Source organism: Candidatus Fonsibacter ubiquis, from assembly GCF_002688585.1.
Lineage (GTDB): Bacteria > Pseudomonadota > Alphaproteobacteria > Pelagibacterales > Pelagibacteraceae > Fontibacterium > Fontibacterium commune.
The window spans coordinates 44,934-66,519 of the sequence record NZ_CP024034.1 but is presented as its reverse complement, the minus strand read 5'-3'; the positions used below and the strand labels follow the sequence as shown (position 1 = coordinate 66,519).

Genomic DNA, 21,586 nt, shown 5'->3' with positions numbered 1-21,586 from the left:
AATTACTCATTACGCACTAACGGATACACTTTGGGACTTAAAAATTTATAATTATTAATCAATATTAAAATAATTGTGATGATCCCAATAAATAATAATACCACCGATGAATTGATAATTTCTAAACTCCAACTTAGTCTAAAAATGGTTTCAATAACAAAATAAGAAACAAACACTGAAAAAAAAGCGGCAATAAAAATAATTGATAAAAATGTAATTAAAAATTCTATAATACTAGCAAGCATTAAATTTTTTGAATTGATTCCAAGAATTTTAAAAATTAAATTTTGATAAACACTTAATCTTGCTTGTACAATCACTGCGGAGGAAATTACCATTAATCCAATGATGACTGCAATTGAAGATATAATGATTACAGCAATAAATATTTTATTTATAATTTCTGTAACTTTACCAAGATAATTTGAGACTTTAATTGTGGAGATATTTTTAAATTTTTGTAAAAAAGCTCCTTCTTTGAAATCTGGTAAATTTTTAAATTTAGCGGTTGCTATATATTCATGTGGAATATTTTGTGCAAAACTTGGATTAATTAGCATGACAAAATTGATTGATAAATCACGATAATCAACCTTTCTAAGATTTATAACTTTACCCTCAATTTCCCTTCCGTAAATTTTTAAAGTTAAACTGTCATTTATTTTAATGTTCAAATCTTTTGCAACTTTTGCATCTAAAGAAATTTGCAAACTCTTACTATTTTCATCAAACCAGTTACCTTCTAAAATTGGATTATCTTTTGGAGCAGTTTTAGACCAAGATATTCTTCGATCTCTTTCAAGAACCCAAAAAGAGTCGTTGTTCTGCTTAATATAAGTTAGTGGATCTTTGTTATTTATTTTTATTAAGGAAGCAGAAACAATAGGCATTGTCTCAATTACTGAATTTTTATCATTATTTTTTAAATATTTTACAAATTCATCTTTTTCTGAGTTTTGAATGCTAACAAAAAAATAATCTGGTGCTATTTCAGGAATTGATTTTTGGACTTCCTTCTTAAAATTATATCCAATTAAAGTTAGAGATAATAACAAAGTAACTCCTAACCCTAACGATAAAACTGTAATTGGGAATATTGTTTTAGGATTGGTAATATTTTTAACTGCCAAACGGAGAGGTAAAAATTTAATAAGATTTATCTTTCTTAAGTAAAAAATTATTAACTTTGATAGTCCGTATAAAGTAAGGCAAATAATAAAAAAAACTAAAAAGTACATAACTGTATAAAAGGGTTTTTTACTATCAAAAGCGAAAAGTAAGATGAGAGAAATAATTGCTAATATAATTAAAGAAATATTTTTCTTAGTAAAATAAAATTCGCAAGGTTGAAATACATTTCTAAAAAGGCTTGTTGGCTTAATTTGTTGAATGGCTGATATGGTAGGTAAACAAAAAATACTTACTACTAAAAAGCCGCTTAAAAATACTTTAATAAAATTTTTAAGTATAAATTCGCTTTGAACGACAATCCCTAAGGTTTTAACAAGATAAACATTAACCAATGGCACGCTCAGAACAGCAAAAAAATAGGCTAATAAACTGATTATGGTTAATAAAATAAATATTTCAAAATAAAATATTTTTTTTATTGTAGCGGTGGTAAAACCAAGAGACTTCATAATCGCAATACTTATATTTTTTTGATTGATAAAAGAGATTAATGTATTTGCGATCCCTATTCCTGCAATCAACATTGCACTGATAGAGACTAGCGATAAAAATTGAGAAAAATTATCAATTAATTTTTTTAAATTATTAGAAGAATTTTCTGGATATCGAACGCTGTATGATGGATAATTTTTTGTAAGATTTTCTAATTCTTGTTTAAAATTAATATTATCATTGTTTAATTTTACTCGGTATTCATAGTTTATAAAGCTACCTAAGGTATTAATATTTAAATTTAAAAATGAATTGTTGCTAACCACCGCAAAATCACCAAATAATAATGCTCTTCCTAAGTCAGGAACGCTTTCTACATAGCCTACGACCTTAAAAGCTGTTTGTTTTATAAAAACGGTATCATTAACTTTTAATTTTAAAGTCTCGAAAATCTTTTTGTTAACAACAATACTATTTTTAGTCGTTTGTAATAACGTCAGTGCATTGTCTGGGAAAGATTGAACACTTCCATAAAGTGGATACTTTTGATCAATTGCTTTTAAACGAATAAAAAAAGTTTTAGCATCTGACTTTGTTGAATTGGCAAGCATTGTACTAAATTCAACAGTTGAGGAAATTGTTCCAAATTTTTCAATTTTTTTTAAATATTGATCATCAACTTTTTCATTTCTTGTATTAATTTCAAAATCTCCGCCCAGTAATATTTTTGCATTAGCATTTAATTCTTTTTTTAAAGAATACTCTAAACTTAAAATAACACTTAAAACAAAAAGACTTATGAAAATAGTAAAAATGATTGTTGAGATTTTTTTATAACTTCTAGTTAAATCTCGAATTGCATATTTAAAATCTTGAAAATTAAATAATTTTTCCATCTTTGATTTCAATAATTTTATCGCATTCCTTAGCTATGGATTGATCGTGGGTAACTAAGATAAGGCTAGAATTATTTCGTTTACTATATTTAAACAATAAATTGATAATAAGTTTAGAATTTTCACTATCTAAATTGCCACTCGGCTCATCAGCTAAAATAAGTTTTGGACTTAAAATAATAGAGCGTGCTATCGCAACTCTCTGCTGCTCTCCTCCTGAAAGTTGACTTGGAAAGTGATTTAATCGATCTTTTAAACCAAATTGCTCCAGTAACTCTGATGATTTTTTTTGAGCATTTTCAATTTTATTAATCTCAAGCACTAAAGAGACATTCTCCAAGGCAGTGTAATTTGGGATCAAATAAAAGGATTGAAATACAATACCAATTTTTCTTTTTCTTAAATCTGCTAACTCATCTTCTGAATAAGTACTAATATCTTGATCTTCAAAAATTATTTTTCCAGAGGTTGCCTTTTCAAGTCCTGCAATCAACATAATCAGACTTGTTTTTCCAGATCCACTTTTTCCAACTACCGCAACATTTTCGCCACTATTTATTTTTAAATTAACCCCTTTAATGACTTCAACTAAACTATTTTCTGTTTTGTAATTTAAATAAATATCTTGTAACTCTAATAAACTTTTCATGAAAAAAATTTTTATTATAATTTTTTATCTCATCTTCATATTTAAATCTGAGGCTTTTGCAAGAACGCGAATTATACTATTTGGAGATAGTTTGATGGCAGGTTATGGGCTAACTAAACCTGATCATTTATCAGAGGCGCTAAAATTTGAGTTAAAAAATTTAAATATTGAAAGCGAAATTATAAATGGAAGTGTCAGCGGCGATACTACTAAAGGTGGGCTTAATCGTATTGGCTGGACATTGGAGGAAAAAGCTAATCTTGTAATTCTAGGACTTGGTGCCAATGATATGTTACGCGGAATTGACCCTAATGAAATCAAAGGAAATTTAAATCAAATCATCTTAAAAATTAAAGCTAAAAATATCCCCATTATCCTTGCGGGTTTTATTGCGCCAGAAAGTTATGGCAAAAATTATAAAGAAAAATTTGATAATATTTATCCCTCTTTAGCAAAAGAACATAATTTAATTCTAATGCCTTTTTTGCTTCAGGATGTTGCGTTAAATCCAAAATTAAACCTAGAGGATGGCAAACATCCAAATCGAGATGGGGTTAAGGTAATAGCTAAAAATCTTACACCTTACTTAGTAAAGCAATTTAAAAAATAAATTTAAGTCCCGCAGAAAGTTTTATATTTCTTATCTGTTTCATGAGCAGGCTGTTGATATAATGTTAAGTCACTTCGCTCTGTATATGGATCCTTGAGAGCATTTAGAAGATTATTTAAAGATACTAAATTTCCTTTATGCGCTTCTTTTAAACTTTCCTCTACTTTATGATTTCTTGGAATAACAACAGGATTAACATTTCTCATCAAAGTTAAAACCTCTTCATGACTTCTATTTTGTTTATCAATTCTAATTTTCCATTTAGCATGAAAATTTTTCAAAGCTTCATTATTAATTTTATCATTCATTAAATCTCTAAAAGTATTTGTATAATCTAAATTATTTTTTTCCATAGTATCTAATAATTCTTGTATTAAAATTACATCATCAGCTTCATCTGTAATTAATCCTAATTTCTTCTTCATCATTTTATGAAATTTTTTTTCATATTTTTCTTTAAACGAGTGAATAATTTCTTCACCCACATCTATTGCTTTATTTTGATCTTCATCAAGAAGAGGAAGTATAGCATCGGCAAGTCGAGCTAAATTCCATTGTGCAATAGAGGGCTGATTGCCAAATGCATATCGACCATGATGATCGATAGAACTAAAAACAGTTTTAGGATTATAATAATCCATAAATGCACACGGTCCAAAATCGATGCTTTCGCCAGAAATTGCCATGTTATCAGTATTCATGACACCATGAATAAAACCAACTCGCATCCAATCTGTAATTAAATCTATTTGTTTTTCTAAGACTAATTTTAAAAATTCTGGAGCCTGTTTATCTAAATCTTTTATTTCAGGATAATGACGTTCTATTGAATACTGTAAAAGTTTTTTAAGAGTTGGAATATCTCGTTTAATTGCAACATATTCAAAAGTACCAACACGAATGTGACTCTCTGCAACTCTTGTTAAAATTGCACCTGGCAAAACTGTTTCTCTCATCACATTCTCACCAGTGGTTGCAACGGCAAGACTTCGGGTTGTTTTGATATTTAAATGATACATGGCCTCACTAATAATATATTCGCGTAACATCGGGCCAAGAGCTGCTTTGCCATCTCCGCCTCTTGAATAAGGCGTTCTTCCTGAACCTTTAAATTGAATATCGTATCTTTGCTTCGTTGGAGTAATATGTTCACCTAATACAATTGCTCGTCCATCACCCAAAATAACTAAATGTCCAAACTGATGACCGGCGTAAGCTTGAGCTAAAGGATCTGACCCTTCTGGAATATCATTTCCTGTAAATAATCTTGCTAATTGATTATTATTTAATGAAGAAAAATTTAATCCAAGTTGCTGAGCAAGAGAATGATTAATAATGATAATATTTGGATTTTTTACTGTAGTTGGTAAAACTTTTGAAATCAACTGCTTTGGCAATAACGTGTAGCTATTATCAAAATTCCAACCAATATTTTTCATTTAATATTTAATGTGTCTAGTTTGTAAATTTTTATATTATAAATTGATAACATGAAAATTACGATCTTCTTAGACACAATTTGTGGCTGGTGCTACATTGGTCATAATAGATTATTTAAAGCTTTAGCAGAGTTTAAAGATAAAAAATTCGAAGTTCATTATGCCCCCTTTTTACTAAATCCTAATATGCCTTTATCAGGCATGAAAAGATCTGATTACTTAGAAAAAAAATTTGGTAGCAAAGATAATGCTCAACCAATGTATGATAATATGACCGAACAGGCTACTCTAGAGGGTTTAAATTTTAATTTAAAAAAAATAAAAATTACACCTAGTACAGTTCTTTCACATATATTAATTGATCTTTCAAAGGACTTAAAAGAGCAAAAGTTTATTGTTGAAAATATTTTTAGAAATTATTTTATTGATGGTTGTGACATTGGAAATATAGAAAATCTAATGTCGATTGGCATTAAAAATGGCCTAAATAAACAAATAATTGAAAAAGCTTTTAAAAGTAAAAAAAATATAGATGATATTTTAAAAAAAAATCAGAACGCATATTCTTTAGGGATTTCGGGAGTTCCTGTTATCGCATTGAATGATCAGATCGTTATTCAGGGTGCCGAAAGTACAAAATCAATTATAAGTAAAATTAAAAAAAATAATTAAATTTTAAAAAACTTATTTTTAGTGAATTTTATTAAAATCTTTCATTAGATAATGAATTTGTCTTCCTTGCTTACACAAATTAATTAAACCACCAATACTATGAATATTATTTCTATTTTTTGCAGTATTTAATAAAAATAAAAATAATCTTGCTGTGATAATTGCATCTCCTAATGCACTATGCCTAACTTGATCAAATGTTTTAATTCTAAAATGATTGCATAAAAAAGATAATTCATAACTTTCAAGACTCGGATAAAGACCAGCAGTTAGAAGTATTGTATCAATATTTGCAATTTTCTTTATGGTAATAGCCAAGGGAGACTTGGCAGCATTTTTTTTTATAAAACCAATATCAAAATCAATATTATGCCCAACTAAAATAGTATTTTTAATAAAATCATTAATTTTTTTTTCTATTTGGTAAATATTAGGTTTGTCTTTTACTTTATCTTCTGTGATGTAATGAATATTTCTTGAAGCAAATGGAATATCCCTTTCAGGGTTCACTAATTCATCTAAAGTTTGCTCCTCTGACAACTGGTAATTATTAATTTTAATTGCTCCAACCGATACAATTTTATGACCCTCATTTACATTTAGTCCAGTTGTTTCTGTATCCAAGACTGTAAAAATAGTCTGGTCAATAGTCTGCTCTTGCAAAGCTTTTCTATTTTCCAAAAATGATCGTATTCGATTAAAGATATTCTTCACTGATATCAGCCTTTGCTATGGTTTTTAGTTCATTTATTTTTTTTAAATATATTTTTAAAAGTTCTTTTTCTCTTAAAAGTAAATTTTTAGGATTAATAAAATTTTTTATTGGTAAGCCTTGTTTAGCAAGAGAAACCTGATTTTTTAATAAGATATAGGTTAAAAAACGATGACCACTTTCTATAAAATCTCTTTCATGATCATCAAAGACTTTGAGTTGATTTAATTCTTCTATTCTAGCAAGAGTATTAGCTCTATTGACCCTATTTTTAATAGAATAGATCCTAACTGTTTCAACTAAAGGTAATGTGCCTGCTCCTTTTAAATCCAATAACCCTTTATTTTCTGGATCTTTTTTTTCTAAAATAAAATTATTAAAAAAAGTTAATCCCGCTTGCCTATTTTCTTCATTTTTAAACAAAAATTTTAAAACCTTTTTATTAATTAACTTATCAAAAATAAAAGCTCGCAACTCATCAGCAAGTTCTGGTTTTCCAAAAACAGACCTAAAATCATAAAGCATATCTACATATATTAAATTTTGTTCACTTAAATTTTCAACCCAGCTTTGAACTTGATTTTTCCATTCCGGTAAGCTTTTTCTCCACATTGGATTTGTTGCCATTAAATTACCTTTGCAAAAGGGAATGCCTGCATCATCTAATGATTTTGTAAAATGTTTTGCGAGTTCTTCAAAATATAAATCTACTTTTTTTGGATCTTCTTTTTCACTTTTTTCATAAATAATTCCATTATCTTGATCGGGAGATAAAAAACTCTCCATTCTACCTCCTGAACCCATAACTAAAACAGTGTAATCCGGTATATGTTCAATAATATTTTTAGCATTCACATTTCGCTCGGCGATCCTAATAGATCTTCTAAAAATAACGTTATTCAAAAAACTCAATAAATAACAAATATCTAACGAAGAAGTATTTTCATCTAATAAACGGTCTGCAATATCAATTTGTTGTTTTTTAATTTTTACTAGGGATGAAGAGTCATATTCATCAAATGTCATTTGATCAATTTGATTAGTGACGTTTCCAAGTTCTGCGTACAGAGCTTTGTTAGCGTGAATAATTCCAACAACTTGGGAAGTCATATTAATAACAGGTAAATGACGTAAATTATTTTTTCTCATCTTTCCTACCGCATGGAAAAGAAGGTCATCTTCATACACAAAAATAACTGGAGAAGTCATAACTTCAGATATTTTTTTATTGGGTTCAGATAAAAAAGTTACTTTTCTAACTATGTCTTGCTCAGTAATAATTCCAAAAAGTTTATTTTCTTTTTTGACTAAAATAACGGATTTTTTTTGTTGTTGTAATTTTTTAATTGCCTCAGCGATTGAAATATTAGAGTTTAAATAAAGATAATCATCTGACATATAGTCAGATATTTTTTTTGTGAACAATTCAACACTATTGGATCTATTAGGCATTTAGCCTTTATATATAGCGGATTTTTCTTATTTAAAAAAATAACTTAAGTTAAAAGTTGTTTAAAAAAATCATCTAAGAAAAAGCTTTTTAAACGCTTGTAATCAAGCTTTTTTATTTAAAAATGCCAATTCTTCGTTTGAATAAGGAGCCATTATAGCCCGTATGTAAATAAAAATATTCCAACAGGTAGAGTCAATACTGCAGCAACTAGAGCTACAACACCCATAACTGTTAGCATCTCTTCCGCAGTTTGTTGAGAAATAGATAAAGTTGGGAAGCTCCTGTTTCCATTTACCATTTTTATTTTTTTATTTTGTGTTTTCATAACTTTTAAATAGACAACAAATGTAATATTTTTTTGAACTATTTGTGTCTTAATTGTGAATAATGTATTAAAATTTTTTTTACAAAAATAAATACTAAGTTTTTAATGCAACGATCGCTCTTTTTTTTATTATTCATCGTATTTTCGACACCGTCATTTGCAAATTGTAAAGATGATGAACAAGTCAGCTTTAGAGGCTATAATATTAGAATAGAAAACGACTATTTTAATAACGAAGACTCTAATTACACTAGTGGTGTCATTTTATCTGGAGTCACGCATGATCTTAATGGAGACGTAAAAAGTGAATGTTTACCAGTGATAAGCCGCCTGCATAGTAATCTTTTATCATTTATCGATAATGACTTACTTAAGAAAAAAGTCGGATTTTCTAAAAATATTTATTTTGTAGGCTCTCAAAAGATGTACACACCTCAAGATGATAAAACTAAAACTATTATCAAAGATGACAGACCCTATGCCGGGCTGTTATCTCTAGCGATAGGAATAAATGAGAGACATAAAAATAAATTTGATAATACACAAGTATTAAATACAAAAGAATTAACTCTTGGAATTATAGGTCCTGCATCTTTTGCAAAACAAACACAAAACTTTGTTCATGACCGATTTAATGTCTACAGAGCTCAAGGTTGGAATAATCAGTTAGATAATGAGCCTGCTTTAATGTTAATGTTTGAGAAAAAAGTTAAGTCTGATCTGCAACATAATTCTTACACTCAAGGATTATCAAAAGACTTGATAAGATTTTATGGCTTAAAAGTTGGTAATATCGAAACCTCATTAAATATTGGCATGGAAGGGAGATATGGTCTCAATATTCCAAATGATTTTGGAAGCACCCCTTCTCACCCTGGCTGTGACAACACAGCTCCTTCATCTATAAACTCCGAAACATGTACTGACAAAGGAGAACTAATGTTGCCCATTCCTTTAGGCGTTCATTTATTTGCGCTTGCAGAATTAAAAGGTGTTGCCTATGATTTTTCTTTGGATGGCAACATCTTTGCAAACAATCATCATGTAAATAAAGAACCTATTGTTGGACTTATTGCTGTTGGCGTAAATTCTTTAATACCAATATCTGGAAATAAAAACTTAAAACTAACTCTTACTCAATACGTTCAATCAAAAGAATTTAAAGAACAAAAAAATGCAGATAAATTTGTATCTTTTACAGTAGGCTTAGATTTTTAATTAATAGCAAAAATTTTATTATTTAAAATTAATTGATCCTCATCCACATCAATTTTAATCGCATCTAATTTTTTATCTTTCATATCTAAAATTAAATTTGCAATTGGATTTTGGATATATCTTTGGATCGCTCTTTTCAAAGGTCTTGCGCCGTATTCTTGATCAAAACCTTTATCTACTAACCACTCTAGAGCTTTGTCAGTGATTGAAAAAGTTAAATTTTTATCTTTTAAAATATTTTTTAAATTATTTACTTGAATCTTAACAATCTCTTTAATTTCTTCTTTTTGAAGTCTATCAAAAACAATAATATCATCTAATCTGTTTACAAATTCTGGTCTGAAAGATTTCTTAACAACTTCCAACACTTTTTCCTTCGTTCTTTCATCTAATTTCTCACTTTTATTAGCTTGTATAAATTCTGAGCCAAGATTGGATGTTAAAATGATAATTGTATTTTTAAAATCAACAACTCTACCTTGTCCATCTGTTAGTCTTCCATCATCTAAAATTTGAAGAAAAATATTAAATACATCAGGATGGGCTTTTTCAACTTCATCAAATAAAATTACTTGATAAGGTCTTCGTCTAACAGCTTCTGTTAAAGCGCCACCTTGATCGTAACCTACATATCCTGGAGGGGCACCAATTAATCTGCTTACAGAGTGTTTCTCCATATACTCTGACATATCAATTCTAATCATTGCGTTTTGATCATCAAATAAAAAGGAAGCAAGAGCTTTGCTTAATTCGGTTTTACCAACTCCCGTCGGTCCTAAAAATAAAAATGAACCAAGCGGTCTATTTGGGTCTTGAATTCCAGCTTTTGATCTTCTAACAGCATTACTGACAGAATTAATTGCCTCTTTTTGACCAATCACTTTTGTTGAAATTACTTTTTCCATGGACAATATTTTCTGTCTTTCGCCTTCTAGTAATTTATCAATTTGAATTCCTGTCCATTTAGAAACAACGGCTGCAATTTCATTCTCACCCACTTCTTTATTTAATGTTTTATATTGACCTAAAGCAGCTTTATCTTGCTCTTTTAATTTTTTCTCTAATTCTGGGATCTTGCCATACATAATTTCGCTAGCTTTTGTTAAATCACCCTTCTTTTGATAGTTATTTAATAAAACTTTATTTCTCTCAATTTCCTCTTTAATTTTTTGAACAGATTGAATTTGATTTTTTTCCTTAGCCCAAACTTCTGTTAAGGCCTGTGATTTTTTATCAAGCTCTGCAATTTTCTCGTCTAATTCCTTTAATCTAATCTTTGAAAGTGAATCGTCTTCTTTTTTTAAAGCCTCTCTTTCAATTTTTAACTGAATAGCTTTTCTATCAATCTCATCAATATTTTCTGGCTTTGAATCTATCTCCATTCGAAGCTTACTGGATGCTTCATCCATTAAATCAATTGCTTTATCTGGTAAAAATCTGTCGGTAATGTAACGATTTGAAAGCACAGCCGCTGAAACAAGTGCATTGTCTGAGATGTGCACCCCATGATGCATTTCATATTTTTCTTTAAGACCCCTTAAGATTGAAATTGTGTCTTCAACAGATGGCTGCGTTACAAATACTGGCTGAAATCTTCTAGTTAACGCCGCATCTTTTTCAACATACTTTCTATATTCAGCAAGTGTGGTTGCACCAATACAATGCAGTTCTCCTCTTGCAAGAGCTGGTTTTAACATGTTCGAAGCGTCCATAGATCCATCACCTGCGCCTGCACCAACTAAAGTGTGCATTTCATCTATAAAAACAATAACTTCGCCTTGTTGTGCAGTAATTTCTTTTAGAACAGCTTTTAATCTCTCTTCAAACTCTCCTCTAAATTTTGCACCAGCAATTAATAACCCTAAATCTAATGCTAATAATTTTTTACCTCTTAAACTTTCAGGAACATCATCGTTAATAATTCTTAGAGCAAGTCCTTCAACAATTGCAGTTTTACCAACTCCGGGTTCACCAATTAGGACTGGATTATTCTTTGTTCGTCTTGAAAGAACTTGAATGGCACGTCTTATTTCTTCATCTCTACCAATAACTGGATCTAGTTTTCCACTTCGAGCTTTATCTGTAATGTCAATTGTATATTTTTTTAAAGATTCATAGTTTGCATCATCATTTGCATTGGTCACTTTTTGACCTTTGCGCATTGTCCCAAGAACTGATTTAAATACATTTAAATTAAATCCATTATTTTGTAATAATTTTAATAAATTTTTATCCGTTAAAAGTATTGCCTCTAATATATTTTCAACGGGAACATATTCATCACCTTTTTGTTTTGAAATTTTTTTAGCTTCTTCAAGGGTAACAACAAATTCTTTTGATGCACTTATTCCACTTGAGTTTCCAGTAACTGAGGGTATTCTTTTTAATTCTTTTTCAATTGCTAATTTTGTACCTTTTAAATCCAATCCAGCAGGTGCAAATAATAATGATCCTGTATCATCATCTTCTATGATGCCGCTTAATAAATGCACAGGCTGTAATAGCTGATGATTTTGCATCATAGCTAAAACTTGCGCCGAATTTAATATTTCTTTTGATCGCTCTGTAAATTTATTTAAATCCATACAAAATATATGGTTACAATTTTCTATATTTCAATGCGGGTTAATAAAATAAAAATTTTTATTGAATACTTGAAATTATGTAATTTGATACGCTAAGTGTATAATATGACTATTATCTAAATATGATTAACAAAATTAAAAGACATTTAGAACTTGCTAATAAAGGCTATTTTGAACACATGTTTTTTGCAATGAAAATTGGGCTTAAATGTTTATGGTCTTTTGTTACTGCGTTTGTTCACGCAATTAATCCGGCTTGGTTTGAATACACAACAAGTAAAAGAATAAAACGAATTAATAATATTTTTCAAAAATCAGAACAAGATAATAAAAAATAAATGGCACAAATTTCTAAAAAAAAAGAAAGTAACATATTTTTTTTATATTTATCATTTTTGTTTATTTGTGCTTCAATTTTTTTATTTAACAAACATACTGTTGGTAATGACTCCACAATGTCTGAGTGGTTAATTAATTATCAAGGCGGCTTCACAAGAAGAGGTTTATTAGGTGAGATTGCATTTAAATTGGCCCTTTTATTTGAAAGTAAAATAAGATTTGTTGTATTTTTATTCCAAATTTTTTTTTACTTAATTTTTTTAATTTTAACATTCAATTTTATAAAAAAAATTCAACTTAATTTTCTACTTAGACTAGCTTTGTACTCTCCAATATTTTTATTATTTCCTCTTGCTGAAATTGAGAGTTTAGTTAGAAAGGAAACACTTATATTTATAATTTTTATTGTTTTTTTATATTTGTCTTCAAATAAATATAGTGAAAAATATTGCAATAGTTATATTTTTTTTATTTTTCCAGTATCATTTCTTATTTGGGAACCTGTAATATTTTTTTTTCCGTTTATAATTTTTATTTTATATATCAAAAATTTTAAAAAAAATATTATTAGAGTTGTTTGCAAGACTTTAATTATATGCATTCCTTCATTTGTAACTTTTTTATTAGTAATTTTAAATCCATTATCTGATTCTGGGCATGATAAAATGTGTTTAGAGCTAATGTCTGTATTTCAGGAACGATGCTATATGTCGCTAGCTTTGCTTAAAAGTAAATCAACAATCCTACAACAATTCACAGCCAATAATTATAAAATAGAGTATTTCATTCGATATATAATAATTATTATTGTTGGTTTTTTACCGCTTTTTATTCTTTGCGCAAACTCTAAATTTAATAAAAAAAAAATTATTTTTCCATTTAGATTTAAGTTTTTTTTTATAATTTTAATATTATTACTTAGTCCTGTTCCTATATTATTTGCCGCCATGTATGACTGGGGAAGAGTCGTAAATATAGCATACACGTTTTCAATTTTTACTTATTTTTTTCTTATTAAGAATAAATATTTTAAATTTTATGAAGGTTTTCTTTATTCAAAATTAAAAAAATTTTTTATCACTAAAAAATATTATTATATTTTATTTTTTTTGTATTTTTCATGCTGGAATATTAAAACTGTGATAAGCGATCGAGTTGGGTCATTTCCTATTTATAGAATAATCACTAAGTCTTTTAAGCTAATAATTAATAACTAAGCGTTCTTTATAAATTAAGTATTTAATCTAACTGTTTAAAATACTGCCAATATAAATATAATAAATAAATACAATTAAATACGTAGCAAGTTAAAGTTGCCATCATTCCAATTTGTCTGAATAATAACTTTTCTTTAAACATACTATAAGCATGGGAAATTCTTCCTAAAAAAAATATAATATTTACTAAAAAAATATAAATAAGGGCCCCATCTAAAAGCTCTAATAAAAAAGAAGAAATTATAAAAAAAACTGTAAATTCAAAAAAGTTACCATGAGCTCTAATTGCTTTGGTTAAATCTTTATTAAAACCATCTCCATATTCAACTCGAGCAGCTCGTCTCGCTTTAATAGTGATTATTGTAAGAATTAAGTAAAAAATTATAAAAATTATTGTAAATAAAATTGAAATATTCATTTTTTAAAATTTAATAACAGATTCACATAATAATTCTATAATTAACAAACTTACACATTGAATTTTAACACCTAAGGTCTATATTATTTCTTATGGCTGAATTTGATAGCGGGTTCTTCAATGCAATAAAAAAACAATTAATCGGATCAAGCATTGCAAGAGCAATTATTTATACAATTGGGCACATTATTATTGCTGCAACTTGTAATGTTTTTATTACCGGCTCAAGTTTAGAACTTGCAGCAGTAGATGCTTTGGTTGAGCCAATAATTAATGGGGTGTGGTATTACTTTTTAGATAAATTTTGGGCGAGTAAAATCAATAACACTTAAAATTAAATTGCAGTCTCTAAGGCCTGCTTTATATACTCTGCTCTTAAAGCTTTAACAAAATTACCAGGTTTTCCATCGCCGATTTGGCTTGTATTAATTTTTACAACTGGAGTTACTAAGGCAGTTGCTGATGTTACAAAGGCTTCATTTGCAGACTGAGCATCTTGTAATGTAAAATTTTTAGTTACAACCTCATAACCTAAATCTTTTGCACATTTTAAAACAGCCTCTCTCGTTATTCCGCTTAAAATTAAATTATTAGAATGTCTTGTCATAATAATTTTACCTTTTACTATCCAAGCATTGTTAGAACTGCCTTCGGTTACATTACCCTGCCTTAACATCCATGCATCATCAAAACCTTTAGCTGTGGCTTCAGACTTTGCCATGCTTGCATATAATAATTGTGTAGTCTTAATATCGTTTCTTTTCCATCTCATATCTTCAAGTGTCATCACTTTAATTCCATTTTTTGCAGCATCAGATTCTAAAATTTTTTTCTCTTGAGTAAAAGCAAGCACTGTAGGTTTGATGGCTTCTTTTGGCATATCAAAACTTCTATCTACAACCCCTCGGGTTACCTGGGTGTAGACCATTCCTTCTTTTAAATTATTTAATTCAATAAGTTTTCTATGAAATTCCAAGATTTCATTATGTTTAATGAAACTTTTAAATTTTAATTCAGTCATAGAGCGATCTAATCTTTTCATATGATGATTAAAATCAATTAATTTTCCATTAATTACTGAGGTTACTTCATATATAGAATCTGAAAATAATAGACCTCTATCAAAGATTGAAACTTTGGCTTCATCCTCTCTTTTATAATCTCCATTAACGTAAACTTGTCTCATCTTTTCTACTACGCTATATAAATTTTAGATTGTTAAATATTTACTAGGCAACCTGACAGCTCATATCCTGGCCACAGCACAAAGGACTTTTAATTTTTCCATGACCGTTAGGACACTCGCAGATTTGAACTTTTTGTCCATTATCTAACTTTAATGAAGAATCTTTTAAAGGCGCTCCACATTTTCCACAAGTTATGTTTGCGGACATTTTACATTTTGGACATTCGTATGTTGCCATATAAATTAAACTTAATACTATATTTAAAAAAAGCAATTAAATTAAGAAACCACAGATAATCATTATATATTTCAATACCACATTCTCTTTAAGGTTTTATCCTTTAAAAAAAAATGATGATAAATGCTTGCAAAAATATGAATGATCACAAAAGAAATGAAAATATAAACTGAATAAATATGTATATCTTTTGCTATTTGACCGATAACGTCATTTTTTTCTACAATTGCAGGCATATAAAATAATCCAAAAACATCAACAGGACCTGCTCTTGCAGTTGAATAAATCCATCCACTAAATGTGACTATTAATAAAATTAAATAAAATGAATAATGAACAAATTTTGAAATTCTTTTAATAAGTTGATTATTAGATAAATGTATGGGTGTAGTATTAATTACCCTCCACAATAATCTTAAAATAATTAGTCCAAGCAATAGTATTCCCATTGATTTATGAAAATGAAATAAGGATGATCGTAAAGGGCCTCTTTCTAAATCTCCCATAATAAATCCCAAAAAAAAATTTAATAAAAGTAGAACTGCTAAAATCCAGTGAAGATTCTTACTTATAAGACCATAATTATCTGGAGAGTTTTTTAAACCCATGATTAAAAAATATTTAATAACTTAAATAATAGCGGAACTAATATTGCGGTTGCAATACCATTTAAACCAAGCGCTAAAGCTGCAAAAACTCCTGCTGTTTCATTTCTGCTCATAGCTCTTGCAGTTCCAATTCCATGCGAAGCCAGACCTAATCCGAAACCTCTTGCTGACATATCTTTTAGTTTTAAAAAATCTAAAGCAAAAGTTCCAAAAGAAGCACCCATAATTCCTGTTAAGATTGTTATAATGGCCGTAAGCGATGGAATTCCCCCAATTAAATCCGCAATACCCATAGCAATAGGAGCTGTCGCACTTCGTGGAAGCATACTAAATAAAACCTGATCATCTATTTTAAAAATTTCACATAAAATAAAAGTTGAAATAATTGCAAACAAACTTCCAGCTATAAGTGAGGCCGAAATACTTAAAGCTTCTTTTTGAATGACTTTGAATTGCTTATAAATTGGAATTGCAAGAGCTACCGTTGCTGGCCCTAACATAAAATGAATAAATTTGGCGCCATCAAAATATCGCTCGTAGGAAATATCAAGATTAATTAAGACCAGTGATACAATAAATATTGAAATTGCAACTGGATTTACGAGCGGAAATAATTTTGATTTTTTATAAAAATAATCTCCTATTAAATAAGAACCAATGGTTAAGGTTAACCAAAATAATGGTTCTGCCTGCAAATAAACCCAAATACTATAAAGCTTATCCTTCTCAATCATTTCTTATTAATTCGTTTATTTATTTTTTCCATTAAAAATGCGGTCAGACCAATGGTTAAAATAGTAGATATAAAAACAATAATTAGAACTTTAAAAAGATTATTTTCCAAATAAGAAAGGTGCATCACAACACCAACGCCAATTGGAACAAATAAAAGTGAAAGATAATTTAAGATATAATTTGAGGTATTAATTACATCTTCTTTTAAATTTGTAATGGCTACAGTTTTAAACCTTTTTAAAAATATTAATACAATAAGTAGAAGAATAAGTCCTAATACAGGACCTGGAATTCGCATTTCAAAAAATTTTTTGATTGCTTCTCCTAAAAGTTGGAAAAAGAAAATAATAAATATAGCACGTAGCATTTTTTTAATTTTTTAAGCTATCTGAAAATACTAATCAATATTACTCAAATTAAACAGACTTATTTCTGCAGCCTGCAAGAATAATAAGTGCAATGATTGATGAAATAGCTGAGAATAAAAATGCAATTTGAACACCATAACTTTCATACAAGAACCCAAAAATAAATGAAGCGGGAAATAACATTAGGCCTGTTACCAGATTAAACCAACCAAATGCAGTACCACGTTGGTTAATTTTGGTAAGATCTGCAACAAATGCTCGCTCTACTCCTTCTGTGGCTGCTTTAAATAATCCATAAAACCCAAATAAAATCCAAATAGTAAAATTTAAAGAATTTGCCTGGGCCATAAATAAATAAAATAAAATATAAGCAATCCAGCCTAATGCTAAAAACTTAAGCCTTCCATATTTATCTGAAAGAGCAGAAAATGGTGTACAAAAAACTGTGGTTACTAAAGAGACCCCTGCCCATATTATAGGAATTTGATAATTTTCTACACCCAACTCTTTCAATCTAAATAATAAAAATAAATCTGATGAACATGCTAATGTAAAAAAGGCAACAGCCCATAAATACTTTTTAAAAATTTTTGGCATTCCTTGAAATGACCATTTAATTTTTTGATTTTTAATAGGTTTAAATTTTTTTTCTTTAATCATTAAAGATAATGAAACTGCTAAAATTGCAGGAGCTAGTGCTAATAGAAAAATATTCTGTAATGATATACCGATGCCAACTAATAGTGCAGCGATCAATGGTCCAATAATTGCGCCTGCATTATCCATGGCGCGATGAAAACCAAAGACTAAGCCATAGTTTTTTTTATCGGTACTATTTGCAAGCAATGCATCTCTTGGGGATGATCTAACTCCTTTACCCACTCGATCTGCAAACCTAATAAGAAGTAATGCTGGCCATGAACTAATAAATGCAATTAAAGGTCTGCTAATTCCTGCAATTCCATAACCAAATACTAACCACGGCTTTGCCTTCCTTGTCCTATCAAAAATAACTCCTGTAACTAATCTAAGCAAACTAGAAGTTGCTTCTGCAATACCTTCAATTATTCCGAGTACTTTCGGACCTGCTAATAATACACTTGATAAATAAAGTGGAAGAAGCGGATAAACCATTTCACTCGCACTGTCATTAATAAGGCTGATGCATCCAATTAACCAAACAGTTTTTGGAAGTGATAAAACTTTTTTAAACATCGATTAAATAAAAAAGATTAATAACCACAAAACTGCAAGACCAGATAGAATAGTAGCAATTACACTTTCTGTTAAATAGCCAACTAATACTGCAATTAAAGCAGCTAAAACTTTTGGATTATCAAAAAATACTAACTGACCTGTAGAATTTAAAAAAACAGCTGGAAAAATAATTGCTGGAAAGACTGCGCTTGGGACATAACTTAAAACTAATTTTACACGTGGCGAAAAATAATCTTTTTTTAATAATGCAATCATTGAAAAACGAGTAAAAAAAGTAACAAGACCTGCTAATATTAATGTTGTCCAAAGCATTTTATTTTCTATAAAGTTTTGTATGAGTTAATCCGTAAGCAACTAAAATTCCAGCAGCCGCAGCAACAATTATATAAGTTCTAAGAGGTAAATTAAAAAAAATTACTGCAAAAATACCTGACGTGATTGCAACAATTAAATGATCTAACTTTTTCATATCTACAATAATTAGCGAAATGAAAGTTAAAGGAACTGCAAAAGCTAGATTTAATTCTTTTGGAATAACTTCACCTACAACAATCCCGGTAATTGTTGAAAGTTGCCAAATAAACCAAAGTGTAAATCCAGAGCCTAATAAATGATAATGTCTAAGATTATTTTTTGGCTGTTGTTTAAAATATTTTTGAGAAACAATAAAAGCTTGATCCGTTAGAAAATAAGATAAAATTATTTTCCAAAACAATTTCAATTTGGTTAAATATTGAGCAATCACTGCACTGTATAAAAAATGTCTTGAATTTACAATTGCAACAGAACTAACAATAACAGGAGCGGTTGCACCACTGGTAAAAAGTTGAGTAAAAGCCAGTTGTGATGATCCTGCAAAGATAATAATCGACATTAAAAAAGTAATCGTCGCCCCCAATCCAGACTCAATTCCAACAACACCAAAAATAATTCCAAAGGGAACTACCGGGATCAATAAAGGAATGACATCTTTGCATCCCAATATAAAAATTTTAAATTTTGTTCTCATTATTATTTTATAAAATATTAAATTGATAAGTTGTTCGTGCTTAAGTTGAAGTAGTTTTGTTGTTTGTTCGAGTAATTGAGTAAAGCGTATTTTATAGTCACATTTTTATATATGATATTTGCTGAATTTATAGTTAGAAAAACAAATCATTAGAGATTTGCCAAATTTATATATAAATAAAGCCCTCATGAATCATAAAAATGGTAGAAGTCTACCTCTTTTGATTATTGCAGCACTTGGTGTTGTGTTTGGAGATATAGGAACGTCCCCACTTTACGCTCTTAAACTATCAGTAGAAGCCGCTAAAGAAAGTGGCACTGGAACTGTTAACTCAGTTTTTGGAGTTTTATCTTTAATCACTTGGTCTTTAATTATTGTGGTTAGCATTAAATATATCTTTATTATAATGCGTGCAGACAACCATGGCGAAGGAGGTGTGTTCGCATTAACAGCTTTATTAATAAGAAAAATAGGTAAAAAACCTAAAACTAAATGGATAGTTACTATACTTGGTACAATTGGTGCTGCTTTATTTTTTGGTGATAGCGTTATCACTCCTGCTATTTCTGTTTTGAGCGCAGTGGAGGGATTAAAAGTTTTATCACCTGATTTAGAACCTTATATTATTTATATTTCTTTAGGACTTGTCTCTATTCTTTTTGCAGTTGAAAGGTTTGGAACTGGAAAAGTTGGTGCAGTTTTTGGACCTATAATGTTAGTTTGGTTTGTCACTATTGCAGCTTTAGGATTGTTTGAAATATTAAACAAACCTCAAATTTTAAAAGCTCTAGATCCAATTTACGGATTAAATTTTTTGTTCAAACATCAAGGAATTGCAATAACAATTTTAGGAGTCGTGGTACTTGCAATAACTGGTGCTGAAGCTCTTTATACAGATATAGGTCACTTTGGTAGAAAACCAATTCAAACTTCTTGGTTAATAATAGTTTTTCCTGCTCTTCTACTAAATTATTATGGGCAAGGCGCATTGTTAATTTCTGATCCTAAAACCATCGATAATCCTTTTTTTAGATTAGGACCGGATTGGGCATTAATTCCACTGATCATTTTAGCATCCACAGCAACTATTATCGCTTCTCAAGCTGTAATATCTGGAGTTTTTTCAATAACAAGTCAGGCGGTTCAATTAGGTTATATTCCTAGACTTAGAATTAAACATACTTCTACTAATGAGTATGGTGAAGTTTATTTGTCTAAAATTAACATACTTTTATTTGTTGGAGTTGCATTGCTTATATTAGGTTTTAAGAGCTCTGAAAACTTAGCAGCCGCTTATGGAATTTCTGTAACTGGGGCTATGTTGATTGATACTATTCTTGCAACATTCCTACTTATTTTTGTAAGAGGTTGGAATAAATTAATTTTTATTCCTATTTTTCTATTTTTATTAATTATGGACATTGCATTCTTCTCATCTAATTTATTTAAATTTTTCGAAGGAGGTTGGGTTCCAATTCTTATAGCGTTTGCAATAGTATTAATGATGATTAGTTGGATTAGCGGTAGAGAAAGAATGCTTAAAGCACGTTGGGATGGATCAGTAAAAATCAAAAAGTTTTTATCTCAAATTAAAAAAAATCCGCCAAAAAGAGTTGCTGGTACTGCAATATTTTTCGTACCCAACACTGAAGTTGTTCCTATGGCATTACTACATAATTTAAAACATAACAGAATCTTACATAAGCGCATTGTTTTTATGCATTTAAGTTTTACTAATTTTCCTAAACTAGGTGATGATGAAAGAGTAATAATAAAACGTTATCCAAATAATTTTTATAATATTATTGTCAGGTATGGTTTTCAAGAAGAGCCAAATATCCCAAGAGTCCTAGCCCTTATCAGAGCAACTGAATTTAAATTTAGTATGCTAGATACTTCTTTCTTTATTGGAAAAGTAAAAGTTGTTAGCAAAAATACAAATATATTTTCAAGATTATTTATTTTAATGCATCGAACAATGCTTGGTGCAACAGAATATTATAAAATTCCTAAAGATCGAACTGTTGAAATAGGTGGAGTTATCGAGATTTAAATAAAAAGGGCCTAG

Annotated in this window: 23 protein-coding genes; 7 read left to right on the top strand and 16 right to left on the bottom strand. The window is 29.0% G+C overall.

The features are described from left to right. Positions 1–2 precede the first annotated feature (2 nt). Positions 3–2,519, bottom strand: coding sequence for an ABC transporter permease (locus tag CR143_RS00320; protein ID WP_099339868.1), 2,517 nt, complete (start codon positions 2,517–2,519; stop codon positions 3–5). Next, positions 2,503–3,168: an ABC transporter ATP-binding protein gene (locus tag CR143_RS00315; protein ID WP_099339867.1), complete on the bottom strand. Its 666-nt coding sequence runs from the start codon at positions 3,166–3,168 to the stop codon at positions 2,503–2,505. The genes CR143_RS00320 and CR143_RS00315 overlap by 17 nt, the downstream gene beginning before the upstream one ends. Between CR143_RS00315 and CR143_RS00310 the strand changes: the two genes are divergently transcribed. After that, positions 3,167–3,778, top strand: coding sequence for an arylesterase (locus tag CR143_RS00310; RefSeq protein ID WP_099339866.1), 612 nt, complete (start codon positions 3,167–3,169; stop codon positions 3,776–3,778). The genes CR143_RS00315 and CR143_RS00310 overlap by 2 nt on opposite strands. 2 nt (positions 3,779–3,780) lie before the next feature. On the opposite strand, the gene CR143_RS00305 is transcribed toward CR143_RS00310, so the two are convergent. Beyond that, positions 3,781–5,217, bottom strand: coding sequence for a protein adenylyltransferase SelO (locus CR143_RS00305; protein WP_099339865.1), 1,437 nt, complete (start codon positions 5,215–5,217; stop codon positions 3,781–3,783). Positions 5,218–5,268: 51 nt separating this feature from the next. Between CR143_RS00305 and CR143_RS00300 the strand changes: the two genes are divergently transcribed. Then, positions 5,269–5,889, top strand: coding sequence for a DsbA family oxidoreductase (locus CR143_RS00300; RefSeq protein WP_099339864.1), 621 nt, complete (start codon positions 5,269–5,271; stop codon positions 5,887–5,889). 18 nt (positions 5,890–5,907) lie between these two features. On the opposite strand, the gene CR143_RS00295 is transcribed toward CR143_RS00300, so the two are convergent. The 3 genes from CR143_RS00295 to CR143_RS06355 form a co-directional block, all read right to left on the bottom strand. After that, positions 5,908–6,570, bottom strand: a complete 663-nt coding sequence (locus CR143_RS00295) for a 3'-5' exonuclease (protein WP_204524604.1) — start codon at positions 6,568–6,570, stop codon at positions 5,908–5,910. A gap of 16 nt (positions 6,571–6,586) precedes the next feature. Then, positions 6,587–8,053, bottom strand: a complete 1,467-nt coding sequence (locus CR143_RS00290; RefSeq protein ID WP_204524603.1) for a DUF294 nucleotidyltransferase-like domain-containing protein — start codon at positions 8,051–8,053, stop codon at positions 6,587–6,589. A 152-nt stretch (positions 8,054–8,205) separates the two neighbouring features. Next, complete coding sequence (locus tag CR143_RS06355) at positions 8,206–8,379, bottom strand: hypothetical protein (RefSeq protein WP_169696833.1); 174 nt, start codon at positions 8,377–8,379, stop codon at positions 8,206–8,208. 105 nt (positions 8,380–8,484) lie between these two features. Here CR143_RS06355 and CR143_RS00285 point away from each other — a divergent pair, with 105 nt between their 5' ends. Continuing rightward, a complete protein-coding gene (locus tag CR143_RS00285; RefSeq protein WP_099339862.1) occupies positions 8,485–9,597 on the top strand; it encodes a lipid A deacylase LpxR family protein in 1,113 nt (370 codons plus the stop codon). Here CR143_RS00285 and clpB read toward each other — a convergent pair. Continuing rightward, positions 9,594–12,182 (bottom strand): ATP-dependent chaperone ClpB, encoded by a 2,589-nt coding sequence (clpB, locus tag CR143_RS00280; protein ID WP_099339861.1) that lies wholly within the window; start codon positions 12,180–12,182, stop codon positions 9,594–9,596. The two genes, CR143_RS00285 and clpB, sit on opposite strands and share 4 nt — an antisense overlap. 122 nt (positions 12,183–12,304) lie before the next feature. Here clpB and CR143_RS00275 point away from each other — a divergent pair, with 122 nt between their 5' ends. Both CR143_RS00275 and CR143_RS00270 read left to right on the top strand, forming a co-directional pair. After that, positions 12,305–12,520 carry a DUF6356 family protein gene (locus CR143_RS00275; protein WP_099339860.1) on the top strand — a complete coding sequence of 72 codons (216 nt, stop codon included), beginning with the start codon at positions 12,305–12,307 and terminating at the stop codon, positions 12,518–12,520. Continuing rightward, positions 12,521–13,738: a hypothetical protein gene (locus CR143_RS00270; protein ID WP_099339859.1), complete on the top strand. Its 1,218-nt coding sequence runs from the start codon at positions 12,521–12,523 to the stop codon at positions 13,736–13,738. A 22-nt stretch (positions 13,739–13,760) separates the two neighbouring features. Here CR143_RS00270 and CR143_RS00265 read toward each other — a convergent pair whose 3' ends face one another. Further along, positions 13,761–14,156, bottom strand: a complete 396-nt coding sequence (locus CR143_RS00265; protein WP_099339858.1) for an MAPEG family protein — start codon at positions 14,154–14,156, stop codon at positions 13,761–13,763. A 92-nt stretch (positions 14,157–14,248) separates the two neighbouring features. Here CR143_RS00265 and CR143_RS00260 point away from each other — a divergent pair, with 92 nt between their 5' ends. After that, positions 14,249–14,488 (top strand): DUF2061 domain-containing protein, encoded by a 240-nt coding sequence (locus CR143_RS00260; protein ID WP_099339857.1) that lies wholly within the window; start codon positions 14,249–14,251, stop codon positions 14,486–14,488. A gap of 2 nt (positions 14,489–14,490) precedes the next feature. On the opposite strand, the gene CR143_RS00255 is transcribed toward CR143_RS00260, so the two are convergent. The 8 genes from CR143_RS00255 to CR143_RS00220 all read right to left on the bottom strand — a co-directional run bounded on the left by CR143_RS00255 (position 14,491) and on the right by CR143_RS00220 (position 19,518). Then, a complete protein-coding gene (locus CR143_RS00255; RefSeq protein ID WP_099339856.1) occupies positions 14,491–15,342 on the bottom strand; it encodes a D-amino acid aminotransferase in 852 nt (283 codons plus the stop codon). Positions 15,343–15,385: 43 nt separating this feature from the next. Next, positions 15,386–15,580 (bottom strand): hypothetical protein, encoded by a 195-nt coding sequence (locus CR143_RS00250; RefSeq protein ID WP_099339855.1) that lies wholly within the window; start codon positions 15,578–15,580, stop codon positions 15,386–15,388. A gap of 71 nt (positions 15,581–15,651) precedes the next feature. After that, positions 15,652–16,188 carry a cytochrome b gene (locus CR143_RS00245; RefSeq protein ID WP_099339854.1) on the bottom strand — a complete coding sequence of 179 codons (537 nt, stop codon included), beginning with the start codon at positions 16,186–16,188 and terminating at the stop codon, positions 15,652–15,654. A gap of 2 nt (positions 16,189–16,190) precedes the next feature. Next, a complete protein-coding gene (locus tag CR143_RS00240; RefSeq protein WP_099339853.1) occupies positions 16,191–16,922 on the bottom strand; it encodes an LrgB family protein in 732 nt (243 codons plus the stop codon). Further along, positions 16,919–17,290 (bottom strand): CidA/LrgA family protein, encoded by a 372-nt coding sequence (locus CR143_RS00235; protein WP_099339852.1) that lies wholly within the window; start codon positions 17,288–17,290, stop codon positions 16,919–16,921. Before CR143_RS00235 ends, CR143_RS00240 begins: the two co-directional genes overlap by 4 nt. 49 nt (positions 17,291–17,339) lie before the next feature. Then, on the bottom strand, positions 17,340–18,506 hold the full coding sequence (locus CR143_RS00230; RefSeq protein ID WP_099339851.1) for an MFS transporter: 1,167 nt from the start codon (positions 18,504–18,506) through the stop codon (positions 17,340–17,342). A 3-nt stretch (positions 18,507–18,509) separates the two neighbouring features. Next, positions 18,510–18,821, bottom strand: a complete 312-nt coding sequence (locus CR143_RS00225; protein WP_099339850.1) for an AzlD domain-containing protein — start codon at positions 18,819–18,821, stop codon at positions 18,510–18,512. Between the two features lies 1 nt (position 18,822). After that, entirely contained in the window at positions 18,823–19,518 is a 696-nt protein-coding gene (locus tag CR143_RS00220) for an AzlC family ABC transporter permease (RefSeq protein ID WP_099339849.1), read from the bottom strand. Positions 19,519–19,705: 187 nt separating this feature from the next. Between CR143_RS00220 and CR143_RS00215 the strand changes: the two genes are divergently transcribed. Continuing rightward, positions 19,706–21,571: a potassium transporter Kup gene (locus CR143_RS00215; RefSeq protein ID WP_099339848.1), complete on the top strand. Its 1,866-nt coding sequence runs from the start codon at positions 19,706–19,708 to the stop codon at positions 21,569–21,571. Positions 21,572–21,586 lie beyond the last annotated feature (15 nt).

Coding starts and splice junctions, on each gene's coding strand:
- CR143_RS00260 (WP_099339857.1), top strand. CDS start 14,249: ATGGCTGAATTTGATAGCGGGTTCTTCAATGCAATAAAAAAACAATTA.
- CR143_RS00285 (WP_099339862.1), top strand. CDS start 8,485: ATGCAACGATCGCTCTTTTTTTTATTATTCATCGTATTTTCGACACCG.
- clpB (WP_099339861.1), bottom strand. CDS start 12,182: ATGGATTTAAATAAATTTACAGAGCGATCAAAAGAAATATTAAATTCG.
- CR143_RS00310 (WP_099339866.1), top strand. CDS start 3,167: ATGAAAAAAATTTTTATTATAATTTTTTATCTCATCTTCATATTTAAA.
- CR143_RS00270 (WP_099339859.1), top strand. CDS start 12,521: ATGGCACAAATTTCTAAAAAAAAAGAAAGTAACATATTTTTTTTATAT.
- CR143_RS00320 (WP_099339868.1), bottom strand. CDS start 2,519: ATGGAAAAATTATTTAATTTTCAAGATTTTAAATATGCAATTCGAGAT.
- CR143_RS00240 (WP_099339853.1), bottom strand. CDS start 16,922: ATGATTGAGAAGGATAAGCTTTATAGTATTTGGGTTTATTTGCAGGCA.
- CR143_RS00220 (WP_099339849.1), bottom strand. CDS start 19,518: ATGAGAACAAAATTTAAAATTTTTATATTGGGATGCAAAGATGTCATT.
- CR143_RS00235 (WP_099339852.1), bottom strand. CDS start 17,290: ATGCTACGTGCTATATTTATTATTTTCTTTTTCCAACTTTTAGGAGAA.
- CR143_RS00215 (WP_099339848.1), top strand. CDS start 19,706: ATGAATCATAAAAATGGTAGAAGTCTACCTCTTTTGATTATTGCAGCA.
- CR143_RS00315 (WP_099339867.1), bottom strand. CDS start 3,168: ATGAAAAGTTTATTAGAGTTACAAGATATTTATTTAAATTACAAAACA.
- CR143_RS00245 (WP_099339854.1), bottom strand. CDS start 16,188: ATGGGTTTAAAAAACTCTCCAGATAATTATGGTCTTATAAGTAAGAAT.
- CR143_RS00265 (WP_099339858.1), bottom strand. CDS start 14,156: ATGAATATTTCAATTTTATTTACAATAATTTTTATAATTTTTTACTTA.
- CR143_RS00255 (WP_099339856.1), bottom strand. CDS start 15,342: ATGAGACAAGTTTACGTTAATGGAGATTATAAAAGAGAGGATGAAGCC.
- CR143_RS06355 (WP_169696833.1), bottom strand. CDS start 8,379: ATGAAAACACAAAATAAAAAAATAAAAATGGTAAATGGAAACAGGAGC.
- CR143_RS00250 (WP_099339855.1), bottom strand. CDS start 15,580: ATGGCAACATACGAATGTCCAAAATGTAAAATGTCCGCAAACATAACT.
- CR143_RS00275 (WP_099339860.1), top strand. CDS start 12,305: ATGATTAACAAAATTAAAAGACATTTAGAACTTGCTAATAAAGGCTAT.
- CR143_RS00225 (WP_099339850.1), bottom strand. CDS start 18,821: ATGCTTTGGACAACATTAATATTAGCAGGTCTTGTTACTTTTTTTACT.
- CR143_RS00300 (WP_099339864.1), top strand. CDS start 5,269: ATGAAAATTACGATCTTCTTAGACACAATTTGTGGCTGGTGCTACATT.
- CR143_RS00290 (WP_204524603.1), bottom strand. CDS start 8,053: ATGCCTAATAGATCCAATAGTGTTGAATTGTTCACAAAAAAAATATCT.
- CR143_RS00230 (WP_099339851.1), bottom strand. CDS start 18,506: ATGTTTAAAAAAGTTTTATCACTTCCAAAAACTGTTTGGTTAATTGGA.
- CR143_RS00305 (WP_099339865.1), bottom strand. CDS start 5,217: ATGAAAAATATTGGTTGGAATTTTGATAATAGCTACACGTTATTGCCA.